Origin of the sequence: Actinomadura sp. WMMB 499 (genome assembly GCF_008824145.1) — a bacterium.
GTDB lineage: Bacteria > Actinomycetota > Actinomycetes > Streptosporangiales > Streptosporangiaceae > Spirillospora.
The window spans coordinates 213,676-228,661 of the sequence record NZ_CP044407.1 but is presented as its reverse complement, the minus strand read 5'-3'; the positions used below and the strand labels follow the sequence as shown (position 1 = coordinate 228,661).

Annotated in this window: 15 protein-coding genes and 1 pseudogene; 9 read left to right on the top strand and 7 right to left on the bottom strand. The window is 73.0% G+C overall.

Going from position 1 to position 14,986, the window contains the following annotated elements; translation table 11 throughout:
* Window positions 1-54: 54 nt before the first annotated feature.
* From F7P10_RS01100 to F7P10_RS01090, 3 genes are all read right to left on the bottom strand, one after another.
* Window positions 55-627, bottom strand: a complete 573-nt coding sequence (locus tag F7P10_RS01100) for a Uma2 family endonuclease (RefSeq protein ID WP_151007648.1) — start codon at window positions 625-627, stop codon at window positions 55-57.
* 151 nt (window positions 628-778) lie between these two features.
* A complete protein-coding gene (locus F7P10_RS01095; protein WP_151007647.1) occupies window positions 779-1,333 on the bottom strand; it encodes a hypothetical protein in 555 nt (184 codons plus the stop codon).
* Between the two features lie 4 nt (window positions 1,334-1,337).
* Window positions 1,338-1,523 carry a hypothetical protein gene (locus tag F7P10_RS01090; protein WP_151007646.1) on the bottom strand — a complete coding sequence of 62 codons (186 nt, stop codon included), beginning with the start codon at window positions 1,521-1,523 and terminating at the stop codon, window positions 1,338-1,340.
* A 157-nt stretch (window positions 1,524-1,680) separates the two neighbouring features.
* Between F7P10_RS01090 and F7P10_RS01085 the strand changes: the two genes are divergently transcribed.
* Window positions 1,681-2,892, top strand: a complete 1,212-nt coding sequence (locus F7P10_RS01085) for a sensor histidine kinase (RefSeq protein WP_254716342.1) — start codon at window positions 1,681-1,683, stop codon at window positions 2,890-2,892.
* Window positions 2,889-3,557: a response regulator transcription factor gene (locus tag F7P10_RS01080; protein WP_151007645.1), complete on the top strand. Its 669-nt coding sequence runs from the start codon at window positions 2,889-2,891 to the stop codon at window positions 3,555-3,557. The genes F7P10_RS01085 and F7P10_RS01080 overlap by 4 nt, the downstream gene beginning before the upstream one ends.
* 25 nt (window positions 3,558-3,582) lie before the next feature.
* Here F7P10_RS01080 and F7P10_RS01075 read toward each other — a convergent pair whose 3' ends face one another.
* Complete coding sequence (locus F7P10_RS01075; RefSeq protein ID WP_151007644.1) at window positions 3,583-4,791, bottom strand: EAL domain-containing protein; 1,209 nt, start codon at window positions 4,789-4,791, stop codon at window positions 3,583-3,585.
* Between the two features lie 103 nt (window positions 4,792-4,894).
* Complete coding sequence (locus F7P10_RS01070) at window positions 4,895-5,290, bottom strand: ABC transporter permease (RefSeq protein WP_151007643.1); 396 nt, start codon at window positions 5,288-5,290, stop codon at window positions 4,895-4,897.
* 106 nt (window positions 5,291-5,396) lie between these two features.
* Between F7P10_RS01070 and F7P10_RS01065 the strand changes: the two genes are divergently transcribed.
* Genes F7P10_RS01065 through F7P10_RS01055 form a run of 3 tightly spaced genes read left to right on the top strand, consistent with a single transcriptional unit; the run spans window position 5,397 to window position 7,452 of the window.
* A complete protein-coding gene (locus F7P10_RS01065) occupies window positions 5,397-6,035 on the top strand; it encodes an AIM24 family protein (RefSeq protein WP_254716341.1) in 639 nt (212 codons plus the stop codon).
* Window positions 6,035-6,688: an AIM24 family protein gene (locus F7P10_RS01060; RefSeq protein WP_151007641.1), complete on the top strand. Its 654-nt coding sequence runs from the start codon at window positions 6,035-6,037 to the stop codon at window positions 6,686-6,688. The genes F7P10_RS01065 and F7P10_RS01060 overlap by 1 nt, the downstream gene beginning before the upstream one ends.
* Before the next feature lie 2 nt (window positions 6,689-6,690).
* The gene (locus tag F7P10_RS01055) at window positions 6,691-7,452 is read left to right on the top strand and encodes an AIM24 family protein (protein WP_151007640.1); all 762 of its coding nucleotides are present in this window, start codon (window positions 6,691-6,693) and stop codon (window positions 7,450-7,452) included.
* A 113-nt stretch (window positions 7,453-7,565) separates the two neighbouring features.
* On the opposite strand, the gene F7P10_RS01050 is transcribed toward F7P10_RS01055, so the two are convergent.
* Complete coding sequence (locus tag F7P10_RS01050; RefSeq protein WP_151007639.1) at window positions 7,566-8,351, bottom strand: VOC family protein; 786 nt, start codon at window positions 8,349-8,351, stop codon at window positions 7,566-7,568.
* Window positions 8,352-8,632: 281 nt separating this feature from the next.
* Between F7P10_RS01050 and F7P10_RS01045 the strand changes: the two are divergent.
* The 4 genes and pseudogenes from F7P10_RS01045 to F7P10_RS01030 all read left to right on the top strand — a co-directional run bounded on the left by F7P10_RS01045 (window position 8,633) and on the right by F7P10_RS01030 (window position 13,959).
* Window positions 8,633-10,230: pseudogene (locus F7P10_RS01045) on the top strand (ABC-F family ATP-binding cassette domain-containing protein).
* 116 nt (window positions 10,231-10,346) lie between these two features.
* A complete protein-coding gene (locus tag F7P10_RS01040; protein ID WP_026406019.1) occupies window positions 10,347-10,559 on the top strand; it encodes a helix-turn-helix domain-containing protein in 213 nt (70 codons plus the stop codon).
* Window positions 10,560-10,850: 291 nt separating this feature from the next.
* Entirely contained in the window at window positions 10,851-11,669 is an 819-nt protein-coding gene (locus F7P10_RS01035) for an enoyl-CoA hydratase/isomerase family protein (protein ID WP_151007638.1), read from the top strand.
* Between the two features lie 193 nt (window positions 11,670-11,862).
* Complete coding sequence (locus F7P10_RS01030) at window positions 11,863-13,959, top strand: ABC transporter ATP-binding protein (RefSeq protein ID WP_218040319.1); 2,097 nt, start codon at window positions 11,863-11,865, stop codon at window positions 13,957-13,959.
* Here the strand turns inward: F7P10_RS01030 and F7P10_RS01025 are convergent.
* Window positions 13,935-14,894, bottom strand: coding sequence for a sulfotransferase (locus F7P10_RS01025; protein ID WP_151007637.1), 960 nt, complete (start codon window positions 14,892-14,894; stop codon window positions 13,935-13,937). The genes F7P10_RS01030 and F7P10_RS01025 overlap by 25 nt on opposite strands.
* Window positions 14,895-14,986: the final 92 nt, after the last annotated feature.

Sequence of the window (14,986 nt, the reverse complement as noted above, 5' to 3'; positions counted from 1 at the left end):
CGACGCGCGTGGGCCGCGCCCCTAGCCGGGGCGCGGCCCACGCGCGTCCGGCGGTCACGTGTACCGGAGGAACTCCGAGGTGTCGAGGTCGGCGCCGTCCATGCAGAAAATCCCGGGGATGGGCTCGCCGAATGCCGTCTTGGACACTTCCCTGTACGCGCCTTCGGCCTTGATCGGCTCCGTGTACAGCACGCACAACCCGTCACGTGGATCGACCAGCAGGTACTGGGGGGCGCCGGATCGCGCGTACCGCTCCCGCTTGCCCTCATAATCCGAGCGGTAGTTGCGCTGGGAGACGACCTCGACCAGAAGCTCGGTCTCGTGGGCCCACGGCTTCGCGCCCGGCGCAAGCGGATCAGGAATGACGATCAGATTCGGGATGGGTTCGCGTGGCTCGCTGGTCAGCTTGAGATCGACGTTCGTCAGTTGGCAGAAGATGTCACGAGGGATCTGCCTCCTGATGAGGGCGATGATCGCGTCATGCTCCCACCGGGTGCCCGCCAGCATCACGATCTCGTCACCGCGGGCCTCGAACTTGGAGAACGTGAAACCCTTTGTCTCAGCAAACTCGGCCAACTGCTCTAGCGCCCTGGCCACGGTTTCGTTGTTGAACGCATCCGCCCCCATGCCTTCAGCTTAGTCGGGGTACATAGCGGCGATCACCCTGTTCACAGGCAGTGGGAAGGACCAGGGGGACCTACAGGGCACTCCATAGACAGAGAGGGCGGGTTCGGTGTGGCCGATCGTGACCATGGTCGGCCGTGCGGGGTGTGCGGGGTCAGCGCGCCGGCTTCTCCGGGACTGCGGGCTCGGACGGCCAGAACGTGTGGCTGACGGGCCAGATCGCCCAGATCGCGAGGACCACGCCGAGGCGGGCCGTCCACCCCCAGAGCGCCTCGGTGCGCCCGGCGTCGCCGACCAGCGCGATCATCCCGACGAGGAGACCGCAGGCGATCGCGGTGGCGATGGCCGCCTTGCCGAACTCGCGCCACTCGTAGCGGGTGCGGGCCCGGCCGCCCTTCGGTTTGCCGCGCGGCGGCGGGCCGCCCGCGAAGCGGTGCGCGAACCGTTCGTCGGCCCACCGCACCATGCTGTGCCCGAAGGCGATCGAGTAGCCGAGGTAGGCGGCCGCCAGGCCGTGCGCGAAACCCGCCTCGGCGCCCCGGCGCAGGTCCAGGACGGTCGCGCCGAGCAGCACGGCGTCGATCAGCGGCACGCACAGCAGGAGCAGCGCGCCGAGGCGGCGCAGCCGCAGCGGGTAGCGGGCGGCGAGGCCGGCGCCGAGGACGACCCAGAAGCCGATCTCGCAGGCGGCGATGATCGCGATGAGCATCGCGTCACCGGTCCCGGTGAAGGACGGAGCCCGCTGCGAGGACGAGGAGGCCGAGGACGAGGAGGCCGATGCCGGCGGCCGGCTGGTGCTCGCTCGACCAGTCGAGCACCTCCATTTGCTCGCCGCCGACCGCGTGGTTGGCGAGCGAGGCGAGCCCGACGATCGCGACGATGGTTCCGATGGTGCGCACTGCACGTCCCTTTCGACTGGTGATGCCCTTCCATCGTCGAACCGCCGACCGCCGGATTCGTCGTCTGCGGTGACGTTCCGGGGGTCGTCCGAAGGATGTACCCGGTGCCCTCACACGGGTGGACGCGGCACACCCATGAAGGTGCTGAGATGGGGGTGTGCCGCCATCCGCCCGTCGCCTCACCACGCCGCAGGACGCGCTCATCGCCGCGGCGGCGCTGCTCGGCGGCCTGCTGATGATCTTCGCGGAGGGCCACGTTAAGTGGGCGGACGTCTGGCTGCCCTCGCTCGCCCTGCGCTGCGTGCCGCTGGCTGGGCTGTGCGCGGCGATGCTGCTGCGCCGGACGGCGCCGTTGACCGGGCTGGCGCTGGCGACGCCGTTCAATTTCGCCGACGTGGCGATGGGGCCGAGCATCGCCTCCCTGATGATCTACGGGGACGCGCTGTACGCGGCGAGCCTGTACGGGCGGCGGCGGACGGCCGAGTGGCTCCTCGGCGTGACGCTCGCGGCGACCCTGGTGGCCGTGGTGGCGGCGGCCTTCCTGCTGGGCGGCCTGTCCGTCGCGGTGCTGCTGGGCGCGGTCGCCGGGATCACCTGGGTGGCGCCGGTGCTGACCGCGATGGCGGTCCGCGAGCACCGGTTCCGGGCCGAGGCGGAGCGGCAGCGCGCCGAGCAGGTCGCGCGGCTCGCCGAGCTGGACCGGCGCGCGGCCGTGGGCGCCGAGCGGGCGCGGATGGCCCGGGAACTGCACGACGTCGTCGCGAACCACCTGAGCGCCGTGGCGCTGCACTCCTCGGCCGTCCTGAAGGTCCGGGAACTGGACCGGGCGACGCTGGAGCGCTCCCTGGAGGTCATCCGGGAGAACAGCGTGCAGGGGCTCGCCGAGATGCGCCGGATGATCGGCCTGCTGCGCGACGGCGAGGCGGGCGCCGAGGAGGCCGATCCGCCCGCGCAGCCGCGGCTGTCGGAGCTGGGACGGCTGGTGGCGCGCACCGCGCGCAGCGATCTGGCGGCCCGGCTCCAGATCACCGGGGAGCCGCCGGAACTGCCCGCCGCGGTGGAGCTGGCCGCCTACCGGATCGTGCAGGAGTCACTGACCAACGCCCTCAAGCACGCCGGCGCGGGCAGCGCCGACGTCATGGTCGAGTACGGGCGGGCCGGGCTGACGATCGACGTGCTGAGCCCGCTCGGGACGGACGGCGCGCGGCTGCCGGGGACGGGCAGCGGGCTGATCGGGATGCGGGAGCGGGCGACCCTGCTGGGCGGACGGTTCGACGCCGGGCCCTGGCCGGGACCGGAGGGCTCCCGCTGGCGGGTGCGCGCGGAGCTGCCCGTGGACCCGCCCGCCGACAAGGAGACGACGCCATGATCGACGTGCTGGTGGCCGACGACCAGGCGGCGGTGCGCGCCGGGCTGGTCCTGATCCTGGGCACCGCGCCGGGCGTGCGGGTCGTCGGCGAGGCCGCCGACGGGGAACGGGCGGTCGAGCTGGCCCGCGAGCTGCGCCCGGACGTGGTGCTGATGGACGTGCGGATGCCGCGGCTGGACGGCATCGGCGCCACCCGGGAGATCTCCGGGTTCACCGACGTGCTCGTGCTGACGACGTTCGACGTGGACGAGTACGTGTTCGGCGCGCTGCGGGCGGGCGCGGCGGGGTTCCTGCTCAAGGACGTCGACGCCGACCGGCTCGTCGACGCGGTGCGCACCGTCGCGGCCGGGGAGGGGATCATCGCGCCGAAGGTGACCCGGCGGCTGATCGGCGCGTTCGCGGCGCGCCCGGCGGTGCCCGCGCCCGTCCCGGGGCTGGGGGAGCTGACACCCCGGGAGCGCGACGTGTTCCGGTGCCTGGGCGAAGGGATGTCGAACGGGCAGATCGCGGAGCGCCTCGACATGGCCGAGACCACCACCAAGACCCACGTCAGCCGCATTCTGGCGAAACTCGGGCTGCGCAGCCGCGTCCAGGCCGCCATCCTCGCGCAGGAGACGGCCGCAGCGGGCCCGGGGGAGCCCGGCGGGCACCCGCTCCTCGGGTGATCCGCGGCGGGCCGCAGGCCGCCGTTCAGGGGGACAGGCCGCGGATCAGGTCGGCGACCCGGACGATGCCCAGGCAGCGGCCCACCTCGTCCACCACGACCAGGTCGTCGTAGACCCGGTCGTTCTCCTGGCCCGCCGCCCGCAGCGCCGCGACGGCCGGGACGGTGCGCGGCACCGGCCGCGGCGCGTCGGCGTGCCGCGCGGCCGGCCGGTGCGCGTGCAGCGCGTGCCCGTAGGGCCCCGACAGCCGCAGCAGGAACCGCGTCCGGTCGACGGTGGCGTACGGGCGCTGCCGGTCGTCCACGAGGACGATGCTGGTGACGCCGGTCTCGGCGTTCAGCGCGTCCAGCACCTCGCCGGCGGTGGCGGTGTGCGGCATCGTGATCGCCGGCAGCGTGAACTCCGACACGCGGGGCCCGAGCGCCGCGTGGCCGAGTTGCGCGGGCGGTTCCTCGCGTGCCGCGACGGGCACGCTGACCGGCATGCCGGGCCGCCACTCCGGCGGCGCCAGGACGGGCCCCTGGGCGAGCCGCGCGCCGAGCCCGCGCAGGTGCAGCACCTGGTCCTGAGTCTCCAGCCCGGGGGCCAGCACGTGCGTCTCGAGCCGGTGCGCCAGCTCCATCAGACTGGCGGCGAGCGCGGAGCGGCGGGGCTCGCCCGGCGCCCGGCGGGCCAGGTCGGCGTCGAGCTTGAGCAGGTAGGGCGCGACGTCGGCGAGCAGGTCCAGCGGCGCGTGTGCGGCGCCGAGCCCGGCGAGCCCGACGAGGTAGCCGGCGCGGCGCAGCCCGCCGAGCGCGGACGCCACGGCGGGCCGGGTCGCGGGCGGGTACCCGCCGGTCGCGCACAGGATGATCTCGTTGGGCCGCCGCCCGGCCGCGCCGAGCCCGTGGTGCAGGTCGGACAGGACGTGCTCGCCGGCCGCGAGGGTCTCGGCGCGCAGGCCGATCAGCAGCGGCAGCCGCGTGCCCAATCGCGCCGCCGCCCCCGCCGCGTCGACGGCGCGGCGCACGTCCTCGGCGGCGGGGTCGGTCCGCGCCGGGGGAGAGGACGGCAGCGTGTACCCGCCCGTGCCGGGGTCGATGTGCGGGGTCCCGGCCGGGTCCGGATGGGGCCCGGCGGACGGATCCGCGGCCGGGCCCGCGTGCGCCTCCACGGCCACGACGGTTCCGGTGCCGAGGTCGACGACCGGGTGGAACACCGCACGGGCCGGGAGAAGTACATCAAGGGCTGACACATCCGCATGATGCCGCCTCTAAACGCCCGAAACCTCAGTTGTCAGGAACTGTTAACGCACAATTCGCCAGGTCAGGAGCGCCCCGCATGATCATAAATGGAGATCACAGGTCGCGTCCGGAGAACAGCGCGGCGAGCAGGTAGGTGCCGCCGGCGAGGGCGGCGAGCCAGGCGTACGGGGCGATTTCGGCGCCGCGCAGCGCCTGCACGATCAGCGCCGCGAGCACCGCGACGGTCAGCACGTCCCCGGTGACGGCGGCGCTGCGCCGGTGCGCGCGCGTCCGGTGCCCGGAACCGAAGCCCTCGCCGAGCGGCGGACCCGCGTCGTGCCGCCGGTGCGCCAGCAGTCCCGCGTACCCGGCGACCGCGCAGAGCGCGACCACCCCGGTGCCGGTTCGGCCGTCGGCGGCGAGCAGGGCGCCGACCACCACGGCGGCGGCCAGGACGAGGCCGGGGACGGCCCACCGGCTGATGCTGCGGCGTTCGGGAGCGATCCACATGCGGGTCATCCTTCCCGATCACCGGGCGAAGCCGTCCGCAACGCGCCGGTCCGCCGGCGGCCGATGCCTGGGATTGGGCGGGGCCAGGCCGGTATGTTATCGGCCCGTGGCGCAATTTCGATTGAACGGCTCCAAGATGCTGGCCGTCGATCTCGCGGGCGAATCGATCAGGGCGCTGAACGGCGCCATGGTCGCCTACGAGGGGCAGATGGCCTTCAAACGACAGGGCATGAGCGGGGGCGAGGGCCTGCGCGGCGCGCTGAAGCGCAAGATCGCGGGCGAGGGTATGACGCTCATGGAAATCAACGGCCAGGGCACCGTGTACCTGGCGAGCGAGGCGACCGAGGTCACCCTCGTCCAGCTCGCCGGCGACACCCTCTTCGTCGAGTCCGAGAGCCTCCTCGCCCTGGAGGGCGGGCTGCAGACCGGCGTGCACTTCGTGGGGCTGCGCGGCATGGGCACCGGGCAGGGGCTGGCGACGACCAAGGTCGACGGGCACGGGACGGCCGCGATCCTCTCGGACGGCCCCGCGATCGCCCTCGAGGTGACGCCGCAGGCGCCGCTGAGCGTCGACCCGCACGCCTACGTCGGGCACATCGGGCAGCTTCAGCAGGACGTCGTCACCGACGTCAACTTCCGGACCGTGCTCGGGCAGGGGTCGGGGGAGAGCGTCCAGTTCCGGTACCAGGGGCACGGCCTGGTCTACGTCCAGCCGGCCGAGCGCGGCGGAATTCTGGAGATCTGATGCCGGGATACCAGTCGATCAACTCCAAGATGCTCCAGGTGCCGGTCGGGCCGGGGAGCGAGGTCTACAGCAGGCGCGGGGCGATGCTGGGCTACACCGGCCCGGTGTCGTTCGCGCCGTCCGCCACCGCGGGGCAGGGCCTGGGCCAGACGCTCGGACGCGCCGTCGCGGGCGAGCGCACGTCGATGATGCACGTCACCGGGCAGGGCCAGGTGATGTTCGGGTACGCGGGCATGGAGGTCACCACCGTCGAGCTCGACGGCTCCGACACGCTCTTCGTCGAGGCCGACCGGCTCCTCGTGCACGACGCGAGCCTGCAGGTCGGGACGATGTTCATGGGCGAGCAGGGCGGCGTCCGCGGCGTCATCCGCGGCGCCGTCACCGGCCAGGGCCTGTTCACCACCACGCTCACCGGGCGGGGCGCCTGCGCGCTGCTGTCGCACGGCGGCGTGATGGAGATGCCGATCACCCCGCAGCGCGCCGTCCACGTCGACCCGCAGGCGTACGTCGGGCACCGCGGCCAGGTGCAGAACAAGCTGAGCACCGCGGTGGGGATCCGCGACCTGGTGGGCCGGGGCTCCGGCGAGGCGTTCCAGCTCGAGCTGAGCGGTTCCGGGGTCGTCTACGTCCAGGCCAGCGAGAGGAAGATCTGACCGTGACCAGCTACGGCACGCAGACCTGGAACGCCGGGACGCTCCCGGCCAACGACAACGTCAACTCCTACGCCTTCAGCGTGGACCTCGACGGGCAGTGGTTCGCGCAGAAGGGCAAGATGATCGCCTACTACGGGCAGATCAAGTTCGAGGCGCTGTCGGCCGGGCCCCTCGACGCCCTCGTCGCGCACACGTTCAACTCCCCGCTGTACGCGCAGGACTGGATCGTCGCGCAGGGGCGCGGCAAGCTCCTGCTCGCCGACCGGGGATTCGACGTCAACTCCTTCGATCTCGACGACGGCAACCTCACCGTCCGCGCCGGGAACCTGCTGGCGTTCGAGCCGGGCCTGGAACTCAAGCAGTCGATCATCCCCGGCTTCCTCACGCTGATCGGCACCGGACGGTTCGTGGCCGCGTCGAACGGGCCCGTCCACTTCGTGGAGCCGCCCGTCCGGGTGGACCCGCAGGCGCTGCTCGGCTGGGCCGACTGCCCGTCGCCCTGCCACCACTACGACCACTCGTACATGCGGGGGGTGCTCGGCGCCGCGCGCGCCGCGTTCGGCATCGGCGGCGCCTCGGGCGAGGAGCACCAGTTCGACTTCACCGGCCAGGGGACCGTCCTGATGCAGTCGTCGGAGGTCGTGATGAACGAGGACGTCCTGCTGCGGGACCTCGAGGGCCAGATCGGCATGGTCGGCACGTCCGGCCTGCAGCGCCTCCAGCACACGATCACCCAGCGGCTCGCCGCCGAACGCCACGACTGACGCGCGGCTCCGGCGGCACCGTGCCGGGACCGGACGGGCGGGCGCATGGGCGGGCGCACGGCCCGCCCCCGGCCTGCGGCCCCCGGCCCCGGCTCGGGTGCGTGTGCGTGTTCTCAGCCCGCCGGTTCGGGCGCGGGCTTCATCACCTGGAACCGGGCACCGAACGGATCGCGCGCGGCCGCGTACCGCCCGTACGGCGAGTCGACCGGTTCCTGGTCGACGGTGCCGCCGCCCTCCCGCACCAGCCGGACGGCCTCGTCGGCGTCCGCGACGGCGAAGCAGGACTGCCAGGACGCGCCGCTCACGCCCGGCTCGCCCATGACGCCGCCGATGTAGCGGCCGTCCGGGCGCTTGAGGACCGTGTAGTCCATGCCGCCCGCCTCCTCGGCGGACATCGCCTCGCCCTGATGCCCGAACACCGCCGCGTAGAAATCGACGGCGGCCTTCGGGTCCGGGGTGACGACCTCGTTCCAGACGAGCGAGCCCGGCTCGTTGACGTAGGAGCAGCCGATGTGGGCGCGGCCCTGCCACAGGCCGAACTGGCCGCCCTGCGGGTCGCGCACGATGGCCATCCGGCCGAGGTCCATCACGTCCATCGCGGGCTCGACCACCGTGCCGCCCGCGTCGGTGACCCGCTCGACGGTGCCGTCGCAGTCGTCGGTCGCGAAGTAGACGTCCCACCAGAAGTCGGTGGCGCTCTCGTCCGGGTTCTTCATCATCGCCGCGACGGACTCGCCGTGCAGCAGGCACAGGTTGTAGTGGCCGGTCTCCGCGCCGGTGTCCTGGAACTCCCAGCCGAAGATCGGGCCGTAGAACGCCTTGCCTCGTTCGATGTCCGGAATCCCGAGGTCGACCCAGTTGGGCGTCCCCTCGGGTGCGTTGCTCGTGACGTGCGTCATGCCGACACGCTCCTTGGTCATGGGCCGCTTGCGGCCCGGCGTTCCCGTCGCACGCGCTGACCCCTGCATCCTCCCCATACCCCGGGACGGGCTCGTACAGATGTTCGACAACTCTCCGGAAAACCCGTGGCGGAGGGCGGTGCGCCGTCACGTACACTGGTTCGATGGTTTCGCTCCCGAACTGACAGGCCGTTCTGGCGCGCCCCGGTCACCGGACCGTGCGGCGCGCCGTTTCGTGCGCCTGCCCGTCGAACCGTCCCGTCCAGGGGAGCCCTGTCACAGTGATCATCGCGAAAGACATCGAGCTGCGCGCCGGATCCCGGCTGCTGATCGAGTCCGCCTCGTTCCGGGTCAACCCCGGCGACCGGGTCGGGTTCGTGGGCCGCAACGGCGCGGGGAAGACGACCCTCACCAAGGTCCTGGCCGGGGAGGCGGTCCCGGCGCAGGGCGCCGTCACCTCGTCGGGCACCATCGGCTACCTCCCGCAGGACCCGCGCGGCGTCGACCTGGACGAGCTGGCCCGCGACCGCATCCTGTCGGCGCGCGGCCTGGACGAGGTCGTCCGCGACCTGCGGGCCGCGGAGGAGCTCATGGCCACCGCCACCGGGGACGCGCGGGACAGGGCGGTGCGCCGGTACGGGCGGCTGGAGGAGCGGCTGCACGTGCTCGGCGGCTACTCCGCCGAGTCCGAGGCCGCGTCCATCGCCTCCAGCCTCGGCCTGCCGGACCGCGTCCTCGGGCAGCCGCTCGGGACGCTGTCGGGCGGGCAGCGGCGGCGCGTGGAACTGGCGCGCATCCTGTTCTCCGACGCCGACACCCTGCTGCTGGACGAGCCGACCAACCACCTGGACGCCGACTCCATCGTCTGGCTGCGCGACTTCCTGAAGTCGCACCAGGGCGGGCTCGTGGTCATCAGCCACGACGTGGACCTGCTGGACACCGTGGTGAACCGGGTGTTCCACCTGGACGCCAACCGCAGCGTCATCGACATCTACAACGTCGGCTGGAAGAAGTACCTCGACCAGCGCGAGACCGACGAGCGGCGCCGCAAGCGCGAGACCGCCAACGCGCAGCGGCAGGCGACCGCGCTGCTGTCGCAGGCCGACAAGATGCGCGCGAAGGCCACCAAGGCCAAGGCGGCCCAGCAGATGGACCGCCGGGCCCGGCAGCTGCTGGCCGGCGTCGAGGGGGAGCGGCAGGCCGACAAGGTGGCCAAAATTCGCTTCCCGGACCCCGCCCCGTGCGGTAAAACCCCGCTCACCGCGACGGGTTTGTCGAAATCGTACGGATCTTTGGAGATTTTCACCGATGTCGACCTGGCGATCGACAAGGGCAGCCGGGTGGTCGTCCTCGGCCTGAACGGCGCCGGCAAGACGACGCTGCTGCGCCTGCTGGCGGGGTGGACGAGGCCGACACCGGCGTCGTCGAGGCCGGGCACGGGCTGCGGCTCGGCTACTACGCCCAGGAGCACGAGACCCTGGACGTCGACCGCTCGGTGCTGGAGAACATGCAGTCGGCGGCGCCCGGCATGGCGCCCGTCGAGGTCCGCAAGATCCTGGGCTCGTTCCTGTTCTCCGGCGACGACGTCGACAAGCCCGCGGGGGTGCTGTCCGGCGGCGAGAAGACCCGGCTGGCACTGGCGATGCTCGTGGTGTCCAGCGCCAACGTCCTGCTCCTGGACGAGCCCACCAACAACCTCGACCCGGCCAGCCGGGAGGAGATCCTCGCGGCCCTGCGGACCTTCGCCGGAGCCATCGTCCTGGTCACCCACGACGAGGGCGCGGTGGACGCGCTCGCTCCGGAAAGAGTGATCTTGCTTCCGGATGGTGTGGAGGACATCTGGAGTGACGAGTTTGCCGATCTGGTGACGCTCGCGTGACCTGCGCGGCATCTTCCGCAGATCTTTTCTCGCCGAGTGGGTAGCCGAACGGCCGGGAATGACTGATCATGGCGGGGGATAACGCAGCGGTCACCACATCACTACGGGAGGTACTCGTGGCCGAGACCCTCAAGAAGGGCACCCGCGTGACCGGTGCCGAGCGCGACAAGCTGGCGACGGACCTGAAGAAGAGGTACGAATCCGGCGAGAGCATCCGCGCCCTGGCAGCCGCCACCGGCCGCTCGTACGGCTTCATCCACCGGATTCTGACCGAGTCCGGCGTCAACCTGCGCGGTCGCGGTGGCGCGACCCGGGGCAAGAAGTCCTGACCGGACGCCGACCCCCGGAGCAGCGCCCCACCTGACCCGTTGCGGCCGTCCGGCGCGATCGGCGCCGGACGGAGGCAGCGGGTCGGGCCCGGCGGTCCCAGGGATCGTTCCCCCTGGACGGAGACGCCCGACCAGGCGCCGCGGCGAACCGAGTATGGTTCGGTCGCGGCGGGATCGGCACGGGTCCCGCCTCGTGGACGGCGAGGCGGGACCGCGGCGCCGGTGCGCCGCCGCCGGGATCGAGCGATCGGGCGCGGCCCTCAGCGGGGCCGCGCTCCAGGAGGGGGACACATGACGGACGTGCACGCGCACACGGAATCGGGCGCGGGATCGGGCGCGGCGCCGGACGCGGCCGAACTGGCCGAGGCCGGGCTGGCGCTGGAGATCGACGGGGCGCTCGCCACCGTCACGCTGAACAGGCCGGAGCGGCGCAACGCGATGACGTTCGCCACCTGGCGCGGCCTCGCGGCGATCGGCCGCTCCCTGCCCGCGGACGTGCGCGTCGTCGTCCTGCGCGGTGCCGGACCGTGCTTCTCGGCCGGGATCGACCTGTCGATGTTCTCCGGCGGCGGCGAGGGGTTCAGCGACGGCTCCGACGCCGCGGCGACCGACCGCTTCATCGCCGAGCTGCAGGAGGGCTACACCTGGCTGCGGCGCCCCGACATCGTCACCGTCGCCGCCGTGCACGGCCATGCCATCGGCGGCGGCTTCCAGCTCGCGCTCGCCTGCGACATGCGGGTCGTCGCCGAGGACGCCAAGTTCTGCATGAAGGAGCCCGCGCTCGGGCTCGTCCCCGACCTGACCGGCACCAAGCCGCTCGTGGAGATCGTCGGGATCGGCCGCGCGCTGGAGCTGTGCCTGACCGCCCGCACCGTCGCCGCCGGCGAGGCCGCCCGGCTCGGCCTCGCCGAGACCGTCGTCCCGGCGGACGGCCTCGACGCGGCGGTCGCCGACCTCGTCGCGGCCCTCCTCGCGGTGAAACCGGGCGCCGCGGTCGCGACCAAGCGGCTGCTGTGGGAGGCGCCGGAGAACTCCCTCGAGGAGCAGTGCGCGGCCGAGCGCCGCGAGCAGATCGGACGGCTCCGCGAGATGTTCGGCGGCCGAGCCTAGCGCCCCCGCCCCGTGGTGGCCGTCCCGTGCGTGGCGCTCGTTCCGTGGCTCGGTGCCGCCCGTGTTTTTCGCCCACAGCTCAACAAGGAAGGGCCCCGGGGGCCGTCGCGTTGTGATGCTTACTTGATTACTCGATGACACGTGCGCGCCCGCTTCGCGGGCGCGCGCCGATCCCTCGGAGGCGCGTGTGGGCATGCCGGGAACGCCGGGCAGCGGCTGGCAGGTGATGGCCTCGTTCCGCCGGGACAGCTCGGTCACCCAGCAGAAGCTCAAGCCCGGCACCGTGCGGCGGATCGTCGGTTACGCGCGCCCGTACGTCCGCGAGCTGTCGATGTTCCTCGCCCTGAACACGTTCGCATCGATGATCGTGGTCGCCAACCCGCTGCTGCTGAAGGCGATCATCGACCGGGGCATCGTGCCGGGCCGCCAGTCCGTGGTCATCTGGCTGGCCGTCGGCGTCGCCGCGCTCGCGCTGGTCGAGGCCGTCCTCGGGCTGGCGCAGCGCTGGTTCTCGGCGCGCGTCGGCGAGGGCCTCATCTACGACCTGCGCTCGCAGGTGTTCGCGCACGTCCAGCGCCAGCCCGTCGCGTTCTTCATGCGGGCCCAGACCGGTTCGCTGGTCAGCCGGCTGAACAACGACGTCATCGGCGCGCAGCGCGCGCTGACGACCACGCTGTCGTCGGTCGTGTCGAACGTGATCAGCCTGGTGCTGGTGCTCGTCACGATGCTGATCCTGTCATGGCAGGTCACACTGATCGCGCTGGTGCTGCTCCCGGTGTTCGTCCTGCCGGCCAAGTGGGTCGGCAAGCGGCTGCAGCGGGTCAGCCGCGAGCAGATGAAGCTGGACGCCGAGATGAGCTCGCTGATGACCGAGCGGTTCAACGTCGCGGGCGCGATGCTGGCGAAGCTGTACGGGCGCCCGTCCGAGGAGGAGGAGAACTTCTCCGGCCGGGCGGCGCGGGTCCGCGACGTCAGCGTCGTCGCCGCGATGTACGGCCGGGTGTTCTTCACCGCGCTGACGCTCGTCGCCGCGCTCGCCACCGCGATGGTGTACGGCGTCGGCGGCGCCCTCGTGGTGGGCGACGCCCTGCAGCTCGGCACGCTCGTCGCCCTGGCCACCCTGCTCACCCGGATGTACGGTCCGCTGACCGCGCTGTCGAACGTCCACGTGGACGTCATGACCGCGCTGGTGAGCTTCGACCGGGTCTTCGAGGTGCTGGACCTGCAGCCGCTGATCCGCGACCGGAAGGACGCGCGGGGCCTGGCCGAGGCCCGCGAGGCGGCGAACGGCGCGGACGGCGCGAAGCGCGGCGCCGGGGCGAAGGGCGGACCCGGCGGGAAGGGCGCGGTGGACGCGCCCGCGATCGAGTTCGACCACGTGCGGTTCGCCTACCCGTCGGCGGACGAGGTGTCGCTGGCCTCGCTCGAGTCGATCGCCCGCGCCGACGCCGCGCCCGGACGCGAGGTGCTGCACGACGTCGACTTCACCGCGCGGCCCGGTCGGCTCGTCGCGCTCGTCGGGCCGTCCGGTGCGGGCAAGTCGACGATCACGCACCTGGTGTCGCGGCTGTACGACGTGTCGGGCGGCGCCGTGCGGATCGGCGGAGCGGACGTCCGCGACGTCACGCTCGAGTCGCTGCGCGCGGAGGTCGGCGTGGTGAGCCAGGACGCCCACCTGTTCCACGACTCGATCCGGGAGAACATGCGCTACGCCCGGCCGGACGCCGGGGACGACGACATCCGCGCCGCGCTCGAGGCCGCGCACATCGGCGCCCTGGTCGCGGAGATGCCCGAGGGGCTCGACACCGTCGTCGGTGACCGCGGCTACCGGCTGTCGGGCGGGGAGAAGCAGCGGCTCGCCCTCGCGCGGCTGCTGCTCAAGGCGCCGTCGGTGGTGGTGCTGGACGAGGCGACCGCGCATCTGGACTCGGAGTCGGAGGCGGCCGTGCAGCGGGCCCTCGCGACCGCCCTGGCCGGACGCACCTCGCTGGTGATCGCGCACCGGCTGTCGACCGTCCGGGAGGCCGACCAGATCCTGGTGATCGACGGCGGCCGGATCGTCGAGCGCGGGCGGCACGAGGAGCTGCTGCTGCGCGGCGGCCTGTACGCCGAGCTGTACCGCACCCAGTTCGCCCGGCAGGACGACGGCGCCGAGGACGGCGCCGACCGCACCGGTGGCGGCGAGGGGGGCGGCGAGGATGACGTCATCGAGCGGGAGGCGGCGGCGGAGGAGCCGCCGCGGACGGCCGGGTGGCGCCCGGCGGATCAGGCGTCGGAGCCGAGCCGGTAGCCGAGCCGGCCCAGCTCGATCCCCGCGATCTTCTCGACCTGGGCGGCCTGCCGGGACGTCAGCCGGTCGCGCCACGACCCGACCCCGTGCTCCCCGGGGCCCTGCTCGTGGCCGGTCACGGCGCGGACGAGCCCGCCGAGCGCCGTCCGGGAGACCTCGGCGTCCAAGTAGCGGGACAGGTCCGCCGCGAGCCTGCGCGGCTTGGCGACCAGGTCCTCGTAGCGGACGGTGAGCAGCTGGTCCGCGGGCACCTGCCGGCGCAGCTTCGCGCTGAGCCGGACCGCGCCGCGCCAGCGCAGGGCGCACTTGACGGCGGTCGCCGCGCGCGGCCAGCGGGTGCGTTCGGTGTGGTCCTCGACCCCGAAGAACGTGTTCGGGAAGACCGTGTCGAGGTTGGCGAGACCGGGCTGGAACCAGGCGAGGCAGCGCTCGTCGTCGAGCATGTCGGCGACGGCGTCCCGGCCGTCCCGGATCACCTGGACGAGGCGCGCGTCGGGGAACGCGTCCAGCAGCACGTCCGCGCTGTAGATCAGGTCGGGGGAGGCGTCGGCGAACCGGGCGATGCCGCGCGGGTCGACGCACGTCGCGTCCCCGGCGGGCGCCTCGCCCTCGGGGACGGGCGGGAGCCCGCCCAGGTCGCGGCAGTCGGCGGGGCACTCGCCGCAGGCCCGCGCCGACACCTGCCACGCCTGCGCGTAGGCGTCGCGCAGCACCCGCGCGGCGCCGCGCTCGCGCTCGCCGGCGATCGCGGGCCGCCGCGCGAAGGCGTAGGTGACGCGCAGCACCTCGGGCCGGCCGGTCGTCAGATGGAACCCGGGCGCGCGCTTGATCGCGCGGGCCAGCGGCTCCGTGCCCGAGTGCGGGGCGCCCAGGACGAACACGGGACGGCGAACCTTGGTGCCGTTGATCACCAGGATGTGCGGCGTCGACCTCATACGAAGCCAAGTTTGTCACCTTTTGCGGGTCGGTCGGTCCGTGACGCTCCGTAGGGCGCCTCCGATACCCATCCGTTAACCAGTACATTCCG